12 protein-coding genes are annotated in these 14,897 nt (G+C 58.1%); 6 read left to right on the top strand and 6 right to left on the bottom strand.

Annotated features, from left to right (window positions below):
- Window positions 1–90: 90 nt before the first annotated feature.
- Complete coding sequence (gene macA / locus ABLU95_RS23955) at window positions 91–1,206, top strand: macrolide transporter subunit MacA (RefSeq protein ID WP_085550642.1); 1,116 nt, start codon at window positions 91–93, stop codon at window positions 1,204–1,206.
- A complete protein-coding gene (macB, locus tag ABLU95_RS23960) occupies window positions 1,203–3,143 on the top strand; it encodes a macrolide ABC transporter ATP-binding protein/permease MacB (protein ID WP_044521907.1) in 1,941 nt (646 codons plus the stop codon). The genes macA and macB overlap by 4 nt, the downstream gene beginning before the upstream one ends.
- 76 nt (window positions 3,144–3,219) lie before the next feature.
- Here macB and cspD read toward each other — a convergent pair whose 3' ends face one another.
- A complete protein-coding gene (gene cspD, locus ABLU95_RS23965) occupies window positions 3,220–3,441 on the bottom strand; it encodes a cold shock-like protein CspD (RefSeq protein WP_002896516.1) in 222 nt (73 codons plus the stop codon).
- Window positions 3,442–3,766: 325 nt separating this feature from the next.
- Here cspD and clpS point away from each other — a divergent pair, with 325 nt between their 5' ends.
- Together clpS and clpA are read left to right on the top strand one after the other, a co-directional pair.
- The gene (gene clpS / locus ABLU95_RS23970; protein WP_002896520.1) at window positions 3,767–4,084 is read left to right on the top strand and encodes an ATP-dependent Clp protease adapter ClpS; all 318 of its coding nucleotides are present in this window, start codon (window positions 3,767–3,769) and stop codon (window positions 4,082–4,084) included.
- 30 nt (window positions 4,085–4,114) lie between these two features.
- A complete protein-coding gene (gene clpA / locus ABLU95_RS23975; protein ID WP_032455257.1) occupies window positions 4,115–6,394 on the top strand; it encodes an ATP-dependent Clp protease ATP-binding subunit ClpA in 2,280 nt (759 codons plus the stop codon).
- A gap of 122 nt (window positions 6,395–6,516) precedes the next feature.
- Here clpA and infA read toward each other — a convergent pair whose 3' ends face one another.
- The 5 genes from infA to trxB form a co-directional block, all read right to left on the bottom strand.
- Entirely contained in the window at window positions 6,517–6,735 is a 219-nt protein-coding gene (gene infA / locus ABLU95_RS23980) for a translation initiation factor IF-1 (protein ID WP_001040187.1), read from the bottom strand.
- 353 nt (window positions 6,736–7,088) lie between these two features.
- On the bottom strand, window positions 7,089–7,790 hold the full coding sequence (gene aat, locus ABLU95_RS23985; protein WP_023289006.1) for a leucyl/phenylalanyl-tRNA--protein transferase: 702 nt from the start codon (window positions 7,788–7,790) through the stop codon (window positions 7,089–7,091).
- Between the two features lie 39 nt (window positions 7,791–7,829).
- Window positions 7,830–9,551 carry a cysteine/glutathione ABC transporter ATP-binding protein/permease CydC gene (gene cydC, locus ABLU95_RS23990; RefSeq protein ID WP_023289007.1) on the bottom strand — a complete coding sequence of 574 codons (1,722 nt, stop codon included), beginning with the start codon at window positions 9,549–9,551 and terminating at the stop codon, window positions 7,830–7,832.
- Window positions 9,552–11,318, bottom strand: coding sequence for a cysteine/glutathione ABC transporter permease/ATP-binding protein CydD (cydD, locus tag ABLU95_RS23995; RefSeq protein WP_023289008.1), 1,767 nt, complete (start codon window positions 11,316–11,318; stop codon window positions 9,552–9,554).
- Between the two features lie 114 nt (window positions 11,319–11,432).
- On the bottom strand, window positions 11,433–12,401 hold the full coding sequence (trxB, locus tag ABLU95_RS24000; protein ID WP_002898019.1) for a thioredoxin-disulfide reductase: 969 nt from the start codon (window positions 12,399–12,401) through the stop codon (window positions 11,433–11,435).
- A 532-nt stretch (window positions 12,402–12,933) separates the two neighbouring features.
- On the opposite strand from trxB, the gene lrp reads away from it, so the two are divergent.
- Both lrp and ABLU95_RS24010 read left to right on the top strand, forming a co-directional pair.
- The gene (gene lrp, locus ABLU95_RS24005; protein WP_000228469.1) at window positions 12,934–13,428 is read left to right on the top strand and encodes a leucine-responsive transcriptional regulator Lrp; all 495 of its coding nucleotides are present in this window, start codon (window positions 12,934–12,936) and stop codon (window positions 13,426–13,428) included.
- Between the two features lie 135 nt (window positions 13,429–13,563).
- A partial coding sequence (locus ABLU95_RS24010; protein WP_348880444.1) for a DNA translocase FtsK 4TM domain-containing protein occupies window positions 13,564–14,897 on the top strand: 1,334 nt, incomplete at its 3' end.

Below are 14,897 nucleotides of genomic sequence, written 5' to 3' on the forward strand. Positions count from 1 at the left end.
GTCATTGGCGCGAAAAATGGATGTTCTGTTGCCAATGGGTTTCGATAGAATCACCGCCTGGAGCGGCAGGGAAACAGCAGGAATCGGAATATGAAATTGAAGGGAAAACGCAGGACCGTCTGGTGGCTGTTGGCGATCGTGGTGCTGGGTCTGGCGGTCTGGGGATGGCAGATCCTCAACGCGCCGCTGCCGCACTACCAGACACTGGTGGTGCGCAAAGGCGACCTCCAGCAGAGCGTGCTGGCTACCGGCAAGCTGGATGCCCTGCGAAAAGTTGACGTCGGCGCCCAGGTCAGCGGACAGCTGAAGACGCTGCACGTGAATATCGGCGATAAGGTCAAAAAGGACCAACTGCTGGGGGTTATCGATCCTGAGCAGGCGCAAAACCAGATCAAAGAGGTGGAAGCGACGTTGATGGAGCTGCGCGCCCAGCTCAATCAGGCGCGCGCGGAGAGTAAGCTGGCGCAGGTGACCCTGGCCCGTCAGCAGCAGCTGGCGCAGCGCCAGCTGGTCTCGCGACAGGACCTCGATACCGCGGCCACCGACCTGGCGGTGAAACAGGCGCAAATCGGCACCATTGAAGCGCAAATTAAGCGCAACCAGGCGACGCTCGACACCGCGAAGACCAACCTCGACTACACGCGGATCCTGGCTCCGATGGCTGGCGAAGTGACGCAAATTACCACCCTGCAGGGACAGACGGTGATCGCTGCCCAGCAGGCGCCGAATATTCTGACCCTGGCGGACCTCAGCACCATGCTGGTTAAAGCGCAGGTCTCCGAAGCGGATGTCATCCATCTCAGACCGGGGCAAAAGGCGTGGTTTACCGTGCTGGGCGACCCGTTAACCCGCTATGAAGGCAAGCTGAAGGACATTCTGCCGACGCCGGAAAAAGTCAACGACGCCATCTTCTATTATGCCCGCTTCGAGGTCCCGAACCCGCAGGGGATCCTGCGCCTCGACATGACCGCGCAGGTGCATATTCAACTGGCCGAGGTAAAGAACGTGATCACCATCCCGCTGAGCGCCCTGGGCGATGCGGTCGGTGATAACCGCTACCACGTCCGGCTGTTGCGTACCGGCGAGGTCAAAGAGCGTGAAATTGTCATTGGCGCGCGCAATGATACCGACGTCGCGGTGGTGCAGGGGCTTGAAGAGGGGGATGAGGTGATCGTCGGCGAGAGCGCGAGCGGGGCGGCAAAATGACGGCCCTGCTCGAGCTGCGTGATATTCGTCGCAGCTATCCTTCCGGCGACGGCAGCGTTGAGGTCCTCAAGGGGATCACCCTCAGTATCCATGCCGGGGAGATGGTGGCGATCGTGGGCGCCTCCGGCTCGGGTAAATCAACGCTGATGAACATCCTTGGCTGCCTTGATAAACCCACCAGCGGCACCTATCGGGTGGCGGGAACCGATATTGCGCAGCTGGATGGCGATGCGCTGGCCCGTCTGCGGCGGGAACACTTTGGTTTTATCTTTCAACGCTATCACCTGCTGTCGCATCTGACCGCCGCGCAGAACGTCGAAGTGCCGGCGGTGTATGCCGGCAGTGAACGGCGGGCGCGCCTGGCGCGCGCTCATGAGCTGCTGGCGCGCCTGGGGCTTGGCGATCGCGCCGACTATCAGCCGTCGCAGCTGTCCGGCGGCCAACAGCAGCGGGTCAGTATCGCCCGCGCCCTGATGAACGGTGGGGAAGTGATCCTCGCCGATGAGCCGACCGGCGCGCTGGACAGCCATTCCGGCGAAGAGGTGATGGCGATCCTGCACCAGCTGAAAGCGCAGGGGCACACGGTCATCATTGTCACTCACGATCCGCAGGTCGCCGCTCAGGCGGAGCGGATCGTCGAGATCCGCGATGGCGAAATCGTCCGCAACCCCTCCGCCAGCCGCCAGGGCGGTGGGCTGCGCGCCCGTCAGCAGGAGGAGCCCTCGGCGTGGCGTCAGTTCACCAGCGGCTTTCGTGAGGCGCTGGTCATGGCCTGGCGGGCGATGGCGGCGAATAAAATGCGCACCCTGCTGACCATGCTCGGCATTATTATTGGGATTGCCTCGGTGGTGTCGATCGTCGTGGTGGGCGATGCCGCCAAACAGATGGTGCTGGCAGATATTCGCGCGATAGGCACCAATACCATTGACGTCTACCCTGGCAAGGATTTTGGCGATGACGACCCGCGCTATCAACAGGCGCTGAAGTATGACGACTTGCTGGCGATCCAGAAACAGCCGTGGGTGCGTTCCGCTACGCCGGCGGTGTCAAAAAGCCTGCGTCTGCGCGCCAACAATATTGACGTAGCCGCCAGCGCGGAAGGGGTGGGGCCGCAATACTTTAATGTTTACGGCATGACCTTTAGCGAGGGCAATACCTTTAATGAGCTGCAGCTCAACAGCCGGGCGCAGGTGGTGGTGCTCGACAGCAATACCCGTCGCCAGCTGTTTCCCAACAAAGCGAAAGTGGTGGGCGAGGTGATTCTGGTGGGCAATATGCCGGCCACGGTGATTGGCGTTGCGGATGAAAAGCAGTCGATGTTCGGCAGCAGTAAAATTCTCCGCGTCTGGTTGCCCTACACCACCATGGCGGGAAGGGTGATGGGCCAGTCGTGGCTGAACTCGATCACCGTCCGCGTTCATGAAGGCTATGACAGCGACACCGCTGAAAAACAGCTGCTGCGTTTGCTGGAGCTGCGGCATGGTAAAAAAGATGTATTCACCTGGAATATGGACAGCATCTTGAAAACCGCCGAAAGGACCACACATACCTTACAGCTGTTCCTTACATTGGTGGCGGTGATCGCCCTGGTGGTCGGCGGGATTGGCGTGATGAATATTATGCTGGTGTCGGTGACTGAACGGACGCGTGAGATAGGTATCCGCATGGCGGTTGGTGCCCGGGCCAGCGATGTGCTGCAGCAGTTTCTCATCGAAGCGGTGCTGGTTTGCCTGGTCGGCGGCGCGCTGGGGGTGACATTGTCGCTGATGATTGCGTTTATTCTGCAGCTGTTTCTCCCCGGCTGGGAGATCGGTTTTTCGCCGCTGGCGCTGGTGACAGCGTTTCTCTGTTCGACGTTAACCGGGGTGCTGTTTGGGTGGCTGCCGGCGCGCAATGCGGCGCGGCTCGATCCGGTGGATGCCCTGGCGCGGGAGTAGTCGGGATGAGAAATAAAAATGCCAGTCAGAAGGACTGGCATTTTATTAGCAGGATGTACACAATGAAGCAAAAGAGTTATGCAGCCGTTTCCGCTTCCACAGGGACGATCACGCTGGCGTGGTTGCCTTTTGGCCCCTGGTGAACATCAAACCGAACGGCTTGTCCGGCTTTTAGCGTTCTGTAACCATCCATCTGGATGGTGGAGTAATGGGCGAAAATGTCTTCGCCGCCGCCCTCAGGGCAGATAAAACCGAACCCTTTGGCATTGTTGAACCACTTAACAGTACCCATTTCCATACTTCGACATCCTTCGTAAATCTTTATTAGTAAGATGGAATGAACCGGTGGTGGAGTGACGAGTTGTTCAATTGCTCGCCAACTCTCGCCACTACAATTTAGAGAAATACGAAAACGCGTCAAGCGATTGAGGAGGGGGAGCGGCGAAAAATGCGTCAAAATTTGAAGCAGTTAACGCTATTGCCGGGGAATGTGACAGCCGTCGCGGATAGAAGCGATAGATGATAGTTATCTATGATCTGTTGTAGATTTGTGATGAGCATAACCTCTGGTCATCGACAGGCCTCCGCCTGTTGGCAACAGCAACCGATGATGAACACTGACGATGAGTAAGAGAGATTGGCTGGACTTCGAGCACCTGGTTGACGACGAAGTTCGTGATGCGATTAAACCGCCATCTATGTATAAAGTGATATTGGTCAATGATGACTACACTCCAATGGAGTTTGTTATTGACGTGTTACAAAAATTCTTTTCTTATGATGTTGAACGTGCAACGCAACTGATGCTCACGGTTCACTATGAAGGTAAGGCGATTTGTGGCGTGTTTACCGCGGAAGTGGCGGAGACCAAAGTCGCTATGGTGAATCAGTACGCGAGGGAGAACGAGCATCCATTGCTGTGTACGCTGGAAAAAGCCTGAATACAGGCATGAAAATTGGGGGAGGTGCCTATGCTCAATCAAGAACTGGAACTCAGTTTAAATATGGCTTTCGCCAGAGCGCGCGAGCACCGTCATGAGTTTATGACCGTCGAGCACTTGCTGCTGGCTCTGCTAAGCAACCCCTCGGCCCGTGAGGCCCTGGAAGCGTGTTCAGTGGACCTGGTGGCATTGCGTCAGGAACTTGAAGCCTTCATCGAACAAACCACACCCGTCCTGCCAGCCACGGAAGAAGAGCGCGATACCCAGCCGACGCTGAGCTTCCAGCGTGTGCTGCAGCGCGCCGTCTTCCACGTGCAATCTTCTGGCCGCAGCGAAGTGACCGGCGCCAACGTGCTGGTGGCGATTTTCAGCGAGCAGGAGTCGCAGGCCGCCTACCTGCTGCGTAAACATGAAGTGAGCCGACTCGATGTGGTGAACTTCATTTCTCATGGTACACGCAAAGACGAGCCGAGCCAGTCTTCCGATAACAGCGGAAGCCAGCCTGGCAATGAAGAGCAAGCCGGCGGGGAGGAACGTATGGAAAACTTCACCACCAACCTCAATCAGCTTGCTCGCGTCGGCGGCATTGATCCCCTGATCGGCCGTGAAAAAGAGCTGGAGCGCGCCATCCAGGTTCTGTGCCGTCGGCGTAAAAATAACCCGCTGCTGGTGGGAGAATCCGGCGTCGGTAAAACCGCCATCGCCGAAGGCCTTGCCTGGCGTATTGTGCAGGGTGATGTGCCGGAAGTCATGGCTGACTGCACCATCTACTCGCTCGATATTGGTTCTCTGCTGGCCGGGACGAAATACCGTGGCGATTTTGAAAAACGCTTTAAAGCGTTGCTCAAACAGCTGGAGCAGGATACCAACAGCATCCTGTTCATTGATGAGATCCACACCATCATCGGTGCGGGGGCGGCGTCTGGCGGTCAGGTCGATGCGGCTAACCTGATCAAACCGCTGCTTTCCAGCGGCAAGATCCGGGTGATTGGCTCCACCACTTACCAGGAATTCAGCAACATCTTTGAGAAAGATCGTGCGCTGGCCCGCCGTTTCCAGAAAATTGATATTACCGAACCGTCGGTGGAAGAGACCGTCCAGATTATCAACGGTCTGAAGCCGAAGTACGAAGCGCACCACGATGTGCGTTATACCGCCAAGGCGGTGCGTGCCGCGGTTGAGCTGGCGGTGAAATACATTAACGATCGTCATCTGCCGGATAAGGCGATTGACGTGATTGACGAGGCAGGGGCGCGGGCGCGCTTAATGCCGGTCAGCAAGCGTAAGAAAACGGTCAATGTGGCGGATATCGAGTCAGTGGTGGCGCGCATTGCGCGGATCCCTGAGAAGAGCGTCTCCCGCAGCGATCGCGATACGCTGAAAAACCTTGGCGATCGACTGAAAATGCTGGTCTTTGGTCAGGATAAGGCCATCGAGGCGCTGACGGAAGCCATCAAAATGGCGCGCGCCGGGCTGGGCCATGAGCACAAGCCGGTGGGTTCATTCCTGTTCGCCGGGCCGACCGGGGTGGGGAAAACCGAAGTGACCGTGCAGCTGGCGAAGGCGCTGGGTATTGAGCTGCTGCGTTTTGATATGTCCGAATATATGGAACGTCATACCGTCAGCCGTTTAATCGGGGCGCCTCCGGGCTACGTCGGCTTCGATCAGGGCGGGCTGCTGACCGATGCGGTGATTAAACATCCGCACGCGGTGCTGCTGCTCGATGAGATCGAAAAAGCGCATCCGGACGTGTTCAACCTGCTGCTGCAGGTGATGGATAACGGAACGCTGACCGATAACAACGGACGTAAAGCTGACTTCCGCAACGTGGTGCTGGTGATGACCACCAACGCCGGGGTGCGGGAAACCGAGCGTAAATCGATTGGCCTTATCCAGCAGGACAACAGTCCGGATGCAATGGATGAGATCAAGAAGATCTTTACGCCGGAGTTCCGTAACCGTCTCGACAACATTATCTGGTTCGATCACCTCTCCACCACGGTGATCCATCAGGTTGTCGACAAGTTTATCGTCGAGCTGCAGGTTCAGCTGGATCAGAAAGGCGTCTCCCTGGAAGTCAGCCAGGAAGCGCGCGACTGGCTGGCGGAAAAAGGCTACGACCGGGCGATGGGGGCACGTCCGATGGGACGCGTCATTCAGGACAACCTGAAAAAACCGCTGGCGAACGAGCTGCTGTTTGGCTCGCTGGTCGACGGGGGGCAGGTGACGGTCTCTCTGGACAGCGTGAAAAATACGCTGACTTACGACTTCCAGAGCGCGCCGAAGCACAAACCGGAAGCCGCCCACTAAGGCGATATCTTGCATGTAAAAACCGGCCATTGGCCGGTTTTTTTTTGCTGGCTGGCGGGAGAAATGAAAAGACCGGGAATTATCCCGGCCTTCAGCATCTGACGCCTTAGTGGCGAAAACAATCAGCGACTACGGAAGACAATGCGGCCTTTGCTCAGGTCGTACGGGGTCAGCTCAACAGTCACTTTGTCGCCCGTCAGAATGCGGATGTAGTTTTTACGCATTTTACCGGAGATATGCGCGGTTACCACGTGACCGTTTTCCAGTTCTACGCGGAACATAGTGTTAGGCAACGTTTCAAGTACGGTGCCCTGCATTTCAATATTGTCTTCTTTGGCCATCTAGTCCTCTGGGGTATCACTACCGTAGTTTTGAACCGGCAAGATAATGCCGAAGTTCATCATGTAAGTAAAGTTTTACGTGTCTACCCTGAATCATTCACCTTACCGCAAGGCGCGCAGTCAGCACGCCGGCAATGGAAATATGACGGGTATGAATCGCCGAAGTAGTTTTGGCGCATTGCCCGGGACACACACGGCCATGCCGCGTGACAGGCGCAAACGTAAAGGGGAGTGACAGAACGATGGGCGTTATCTGACTCTTATTATTCCCAAACGGCGGCGGGGCAACAGGCAGAAGCTACTCTACCGCGCAATTATACCATCCTGACGCAAAATGTGCTGAAAACATTTTATTATCCGCCCGGAAATAGCACCCGTGGTACCCAAAATCGCTCGGGTAGACGGTAGCCGCGTAATACCGACAGATAGTCCAGATAATCGCGGCGGGGAATATCCACTGCGCCTAATGACGCGGTGTGGTTGTTCAGCACCTGACAGTCAATTAATTTACCGCCGCTCTGCGCAAAGTCCTGGCAAAATACCAGCAGCGCGGTTTTAGAGGCATTTTCCGCCCGGCTGAACATCGACTCGCCGCAAAACAACGCCCCCTGCGCCACGCCGTACATTCCCCCCACCAGGGTATTCTCCTGCCAGACTTCAATAGAGTGGGCATGGCCCAGCTCATGCAGCTGGTGATAGGCGCGAACGATGCTGCTGGTTATCCAGGTGCCTTCGTCACGATCGCTGGCGCAGCCCTCAATCACCTCGCCAAAGGCATGATTGAGCGTGACGCGGTAGGGGGAGCGCTGATGAAAGCGCTTCATGCTGCGGCTGAGATGGAACTGCTCCGGCCAAAGCACTGCCCGGGGATCGGGCGACCACCAGAGGATCGGGTCGCCGGGGGAAAACCAGGGAAAAATACCACGCTGATAGGCCATCAGCAGACGCGCGGGGCTTAGATCGCCGCCGAGCGCCAGCAGGCCGTTAGGTTCACGCAGGGCGCCTTCCGGAGAAGGGAAGGCGATAGAATGCCGGGAGAGCTGAACCAGACGCATTTTAACCTCAATACGCATCAGCAAAAATTAGATAATAGCCTACAGACGCTGTTTAAACTGGAAGTACCGGCCCTGTTTAGCGAGCAGCTCCGCGTGACTACCTTGCTCAATTATCTGGCCGTTGTCCATGACTATTATCTGATTAAAACGCGCCAGGCCTCGCAGGCGGTGGGTGACCATCAGCACGGTTTTCTCGCGCATGACTTCCGCCAGCAGATGCAGGATCTGGCTTTCGGTGGCGGCATCCAGACCTTCTGTCGGTTCATCCAGCAGCATCAGCGGCGCATCGTGGAGCAGCGCGCGGGCAATGGCCAGCCGGCGCAGTTCGCCGCCGGAAAGCTGGCGTCCGCCTTCGCCCAGCCAGCCGTTGAGTCCGCCATCTTCCAGCAGTTTTTCCAGGCCTACCTTCTCAAGGGTGGCGCAGAGCAGAGTGTCATCAGCCTCAGGCGCCGCCAGCCGCAGGTTGTCGCGCAGGGTGGCGCTGAACAGATGCACGCGCTGCGGCACCACGCTCATTGACTGCCGCAGGGTGGCTTCGCTCAGCCCGGACAGCGGCTGGTCGTTGAGCAATATCTCTCCCTGCGCCGGATCCCATGCGCGGGTGAGCAACTGCAACAGCGTCGACTTTCCGCAGCCGGTTCGGCCAAGAATAGCGATATGTTCCCCGGCGGCAATCTGCAGGGAGATGTTCTCCAGGGCGGGGGAGGGCTGCTGCGGGTAGCGGAAGGTGACCTGCCTGAAGGTTAAGGCCACCTGCGCAGGCCTGCTGGCCTCGCCCTCAACGAAGGAGACTTCCGGCTGCTGGTCAGTGATCTGCGAGATCCGCAGCGCGGAGGCGATCACCTGACCTAAATGCTGGAAAGCGCCGGTGACGGGCGCCAGGGCTTCGAAAGCCGCCAGGGCGCAGAAGACGAACAGGGCGATCAGCGCCCCGGGCTGACTGTTGCCGCCGACGCCGTCTGAGGCCAGCCAGAGCATGGCCACCACGGCGATTCCGCCAATTAACAGCATTAGCGCCTGTGAAAGCGCGGTCAGCTCGGCCTGGCGACGCTGCGCGTCCTGCCAGCTGAGCTCGGTTTTTTCCATTTGCGCGCGATAGCGGTCGCTGGCGTTAAACACCATCAGCTCCGCCTGGCCCTGCAGCCAGGCGGTAAGCTGTTGTCGATACTGACCGCGCAGCTGGGTCATACTCTCTCCGGCCGGTTTACCGGCGCGATAGAACAGCGGCGGCATAACCAGCAGGGTCACCAGCATGATGCCGCCGAGCGTCAGCGCGAGGGTAACATCGAGCAGGCTTAATCCGCAGGTCACCACCACAATCACCACCAGCGCGCCGACCAGCGGCGAAATGACCCGCAGGTAGAGATGATCCAGGGTGTCGACGTCGGCGACTACGCGGTTGAGCAGTTCCCCCTGGCGAAAGCGCGCCAGCCCCGCCGGAGAGAGGGGGAGCAGTTTGCTGAAGGTGAAGACGCGCAGGTGCTGCAGCACGCGGAAGGTGGCATCGTGGCTGACCAGACGCTCGAAATAGCGTCCGGCGGTACGGATAATCGCTGCGCCGCGGACGCCCGCGGCGGGCAGCATATAGTTAAAACTGTAGATCCCGGCGACGCCCACCACCGCAGAGGCGGAGAGAAACCAGCCGGAGAGCGTCAGCAGGCCGATACTGGCCAGCAGGGTCACAATAGCCAGTACGATGCCGAGCAGCAGCATCCATTTGTGGCGTTTATACAGTGCCAGATAGGGTAAGAGCGCGCGCATTTAAATCTCCTCCTGACGATGGGCCAACAGCGCCGAGAAGACCCCGCCGGCGCGGGCCAGCGTGGCGTAGTCGCCTTGTTCGATAATCTGTCCGTTCTGCATCACCCAGACGGCATCCCAGTCCGCCAGTCCCTCAAGCTGATGGGTAACCAGCAGCGTGGTTTGCTGGGTGGAGGCGTGGGTCAACGCCTGCATGACCCGTTGTTCGCTATGGGCGTCGAGGCTGGCGGCGGGTTCATCCAGCAGCAGCAGGCGGCACGGCACCAACAGCGCGCGGGCGACCGCGATACGCTGCGCCTGGCCGACCGACAGACGGCCCGCCTGATCGCCCACGGCGGTATGGATCCCATCCGGCAGCAGAGCGATAAACTCGCTCACCCAGGCCTTGTCCAGCGCCAGCCGAAGCTGGGCATCGCTGGCTTCCGGCCACGCCAGCAGCACATTTTCCCGCAGCGTGGCGGCAGGAAGCTGGGGATTCTGCCCCACCCAGCTTAACAGGCGACGCCAGCGATCGGCGTCCAGCTCGCGCAGCTCCACGCCGTTGACCTTCAGCGAACCTTCATAGGGCAAAAAGCCGAGCAGGGTGTTCAGCAGGGAACTTTTCCCTGAGCCGCTCTGTCCCACCAGCACCACCCGCGCGCCTGCAGGCAGTGAAAAATTCAGCGGCCCGGCGAGGACTTTCCCGTCGGGGGATTTAATCAGCAGATCGCGCGCTTCCACGCCAATCAGATCGTTATCATTTAAGGTTTTTTCGCCACGCTCCACCTGGGTCAGCGGGGTTTCCATAAACGTTTTCAGACTGTCCGCAGCGCCGACGGCCTGGGCTTTGGCATGGTAGAAGGTGCCCAGGTCGCGTAATGGCTGGAAAAACTCCGGGGCGAGGATCAGCGTCAGGAAGCCCGCCATCAGCGTGACGCCCGCGCCATAGTGGCCGAAGTTAAGCTCGCCCAGGTATGAGAAGCCGAAATAAACCGCTACCAGCGCAATGGAGAGCGAGGTGAAAAACTCCAGTACTCCGGAGGAGAGGAACGCCAGGCGCAGGACTTCCATGGTGCGTTGGCGAAAATCCTGTGAGGCGTCGCGAATATTATCCGTTTCGGCCTGACCGCGGTGAAAAATACGCAAGGTTTCCATGCCGCGCAGACGGTCGAGGAAGTGGCCGCTGAGGCGGGCCAGCGCCTGGAAGTTACGCCGGTTGGCATCGGCGGCGCCCATCCCAACCAGGGCCATAAACAGGGGGATCAGCGGCGCGGTGCCGAGGAGGATCAGCGCGGCGGCCCAGTTGATCGGGAAAATAGTGATAACGATCAGCAGCGGCACGCAGGCCGCTAGCGTCATCTGCGGCAGGTAGCGGGCATAATAGTCATGCATATCGTCGATCTGCTCGAGGATAAGCGTCGCCCAGCTGCCGGCCGGTTTACCCTGGATCCACGCCGGGCCCGCCTGCTGGAGACGGTCGAGCACCTGGCGGCGAATTTCATAGCGAATATGCTGTCCGGCCTGAAAGCCGACCCGTTCACGCAGCCAGACCACCCAGGCGCGCAGCACAAAGGTCAGCACCAGCAGGGTCAGCGGCAGCAGCAGGGCGGTCGCAGGAATATTCTCCATCACCATCCGGTGCAGGATCCGCGCCAGGAACCAGGCCTGCGCCACGATCAGCAGACCGCTCGCCACGCCGAGGAGGCGGGAAATCATCAACCAGCGACGGGAGATAATGCTTTGCTGTTTTAACCAGCGGGTTAACTCTTGTTGACGGGTTTTATTCATTGCGCGCTTAGCAGGTGTCGTTATGGGAATATTGGGCACGGCAATGTTACATCGCGGCAAAAATAAAGGCGACTTTTCGTCGCCTTCTTTACCTTTGTTACTGACTTGTAAAGATTATTTGCACGCGTCAGCCAGACCGTCGAGGTAACGTTCAGCGTCCAGCGCCGCCATGCAGCCGGTGCCGGCGGAGGTGATAGCCTGACGATAAATATGGTCCATGACATCGCCGGCGGCAAACACGCCCGGGATGCTGGTCTGGGTCGCGTTGCCGTGGATACCGGACTGCACTTTGATGTAGCCGTTCTCCAGCTCCAGCTGACCTTCAAAGATGGCGGTGTTCGGGCTGTGGCCGATGGCGACAAACAGACCGGCTACTTCCAGGGACTCGACGTTGTCGCTGTTTTTGGTATCGCGCAGACGCAGGCCGCTGACGCCCATCTGGTCGCCGGTCACCTCTTCGAGGGTGCGATCGGTATGCAGCACGATGTTGCCGCTTGCCACTTTGTCCATCAGGCGTTTGATGAGGATTTTTTCCGCACGGAAGGAATCGCGACGGTGGATCAGATGTACCTCAGAGGCGATGTTCGACAGATACAGGGCCTCTTCAACCGCGGTGTTGCCGCCGCCGATCACCGCCACTTTCTGGTTGCGATAGAAGAATCCGTCACAGGTGGCGCACGCGGAAACGCCGCGGCCCTTGAAGGCTTCTTCGGAAGGCAGACCCAGGTAACGGGCTGAAGCGCCGGTGGCGATAATCAGCGCGTCACAGGTGTATTCGCCGCTGTCGCCGGTCAGACGGAACGGCCGGTTTTGCAGGTCGACGCGGCTGATATGGTCGAAAATAATCTCGGTTTCAAATTTCGCGGCATGCTCGTGCATGCGCTCCATCAGCAGCGGACCGGTCAAATCGTTCGGATCGCCTGGCCAGTTTTCCACTTCCGTCGTGGTGGTCAGCTGACCGCCTTTTTCCATCCCGGTGATCAGCACCGGCTGCAGGTTGGCGCGCGCGGCATAGACCGCCGCGGTGTATCCCGCAGGTCCAGAACCAAGAATAAGCAGTTTACTGTGTTTGGCTGTGCCCATGAGATCCCCATAATAATTGGCATACATTGGGCTGGGATTGTAGGGAATTTGTTGTCGTAAAAAAAGAGCGCAGCGATTTTGTTAACGATATGTGCAATAGAAGCGGCCGATGAATTGGCGATTTTCCCGGCAAGGAATATAACTATTTCTACTGTTGGCGGGGCAATTATAAGACGAAAAAATGAGAATCAACCAGGGTGGATGATGAATATCTGGCATCTTGTACTAAAAATCGATGTTTTGCTTTGACAATCCCCTGTGCTTTTGCGAAAACATTCAAGGAAGAAGAAAAGCAGTATTTGGCGTGCGGCGAATTTTCATGCACGCAAATGCCATTTTTATCCGGGTTAACGAAATCTACGCATGGTGTGGACAGACGCCATGCGTGATATCGGTGACTGCCGTCAGGCAACGGGCTTCTCACGTACCCCTGGGTTACCTAATGTCGTACGGGTAATAACAGGATGGGCTCTGGCAGTGAAGGCACAGAGCCGGAACAGGAGTAGGGAAGGAATACAGAGAGACAATAATAATGGTAGATAGCAAGAAGCGCCCTGGCAAAGATCTCGACCGCATTGATCGTAACATCCTGAATGAATTGCAAAAAGATGGGCGAATTTCTAACGTCGAGCTTTCTAAACGGGTGGGACTTTCTCCGACGCCTTGCCTTGAGCGTGTGCGTCGTCTTGAAAGACAGGGTTTTATTCAGGGCTATACGGCGCTGCTCAACCCGCATTATCTGGATGCATCACTTCTGGTATTTGTTGAGATTACTCTGAATCGTGGCGCACCGGATGTGTTTGAGCAATTTAACGCCGCAGTGCAAAAACTTGAAGAAATTCAAGAGTGTCATCTGGTTTCCGGGGATTTCGACTATCTGTTGAAAACCCGCGTACCGGATATGTCAGCGTATCGTAAATTACTGGGCGAGACCTTGCTGCGCCTGCCGGGCGTTAACGACACCCGTACCTATGTGGTAATGGAAGAAGTCAAGCAAAGTAATCGTCTGGTTATTAAGACGCGCTAACACGGAACAGGTGCAAACTCGACGTAGTTTGATTACACTCCTGTTAATCCATACAGCAACAGTGCCGGGGAGACCCGGCGCTGTTGTCCGTTTTAGCAGCAGGCAGGAAACAGCCTGATACCTGGAGAGCCTTTCTTGAGCCAGGAATACACCGAAGACAAAGAAGTCAAACTTACCAAACTCAGCAGCGGGCGCCGACTCCTTGAGGCGATGCTCATCCTTTGCTCCCTCTTCGCCATCTGGCTGATGGCGGCATTACTGAGCTTTAACCCCTCGGACCCAAGCTGGTCGCAAACGGCATGGCATGAGCCTATTCATAATTTAGGCGGCGCCCCCGGCGCGTGGCTTGCCGATACCCTGTTTTTCATTTTTGGCGTCATGGCCTATACCATCCCGGTGATCATCATCGGCGGATGCTGGTTTGCCTGGCGGCATCAGGAAAACGACGAATACATTGATTATTTCGCCGTTTCTCTGCGTCTCATCGGTGCGTTAGCCCTGATCCTGACCTCCTGCGGTCTGGCGGCGATTAACGCCGATGATATCTGGTACTTCGCCTCTGGCGGGGTGATTGGCAGCCTGCTGAGCACCACCCTGCAACCGCTGCTGCACAGCAGCGGCGGCACCATCGCTCTGTTGTGCATCTGGGCGGCCGGCCTGACGCTGTTTACCGGCTGGTCGTGGGTCAGCATTGCGGAAAAACTGGGCGGCGGCATCCTGTCCGTACTCACCTTTGCCAGCAACCGCACCCGTCGGGATGATACCTGGGTCGATGAAGGCGAATACGAAGACGACGATGAAGAGTACGACGACGAAGAGGCGGCAACCCCCCAGGAGTCGCGTCGGGCCCGTATCTTGCGCAGCGCGCTGGCGCGGCGTAAACGTCTGGCCGAGAAGTTTACCAACCCTATGGGACGTAAAACCGACGCGGCGCTTTTCTCCGGCAAACGGATGGACGACGGGGAAGAGGCCGTGCAGTACAGCGCCAGCGGTGCGCCTGTCGCCGCCGACGATGTACTGTTTTCCGGCGCCAGCGCCGCGCGTCCCGCAGAGAATGATGTGCTATTTTCCGGCGCCAGCGCCGCGCGCCCGGGCGATTTCGACCCTTACGATCCGTTGCTGAACGGCCACAGTATCGCTGAGCCGGTGGGCGCAGCGGCGGCGGCCACTGCCGCGCCGCAGGCGTGGGGCGAGTCGACGGCGGGCCATCAGGGCGCTGCGCCGGCTTATCAGCCAGAAGCCAGCTATCCGCCGCAGCAGGCCTACCAGCCTGAACCCGCCCCGTTCCAGCAGGCTGCTTATCAGCCGCCAGCGGGGCAACCCGCGCCGCAGGCGTATCAGCCAGAGCCAGCGCAGTATCAACAGCCGGTTTACGATCCGCATGCCGGACAACAGCCTGCGCCGCAGGGCTATCAACCCGAGCCTGCACAGTATCAGCAGCCGGTTTACGATCCGCATGCCGGTCAGCC

Source organism: Klebsiella sp. GG_Kp146 (assembly GCF_040061975.1).
Lineage (GTDB): Bacteria > Pseudomonadota > Gammaproteobacteria > Enterobacterales > Enterobacteriaceae > Klebsiella > Klebsiella quasipneumoniae.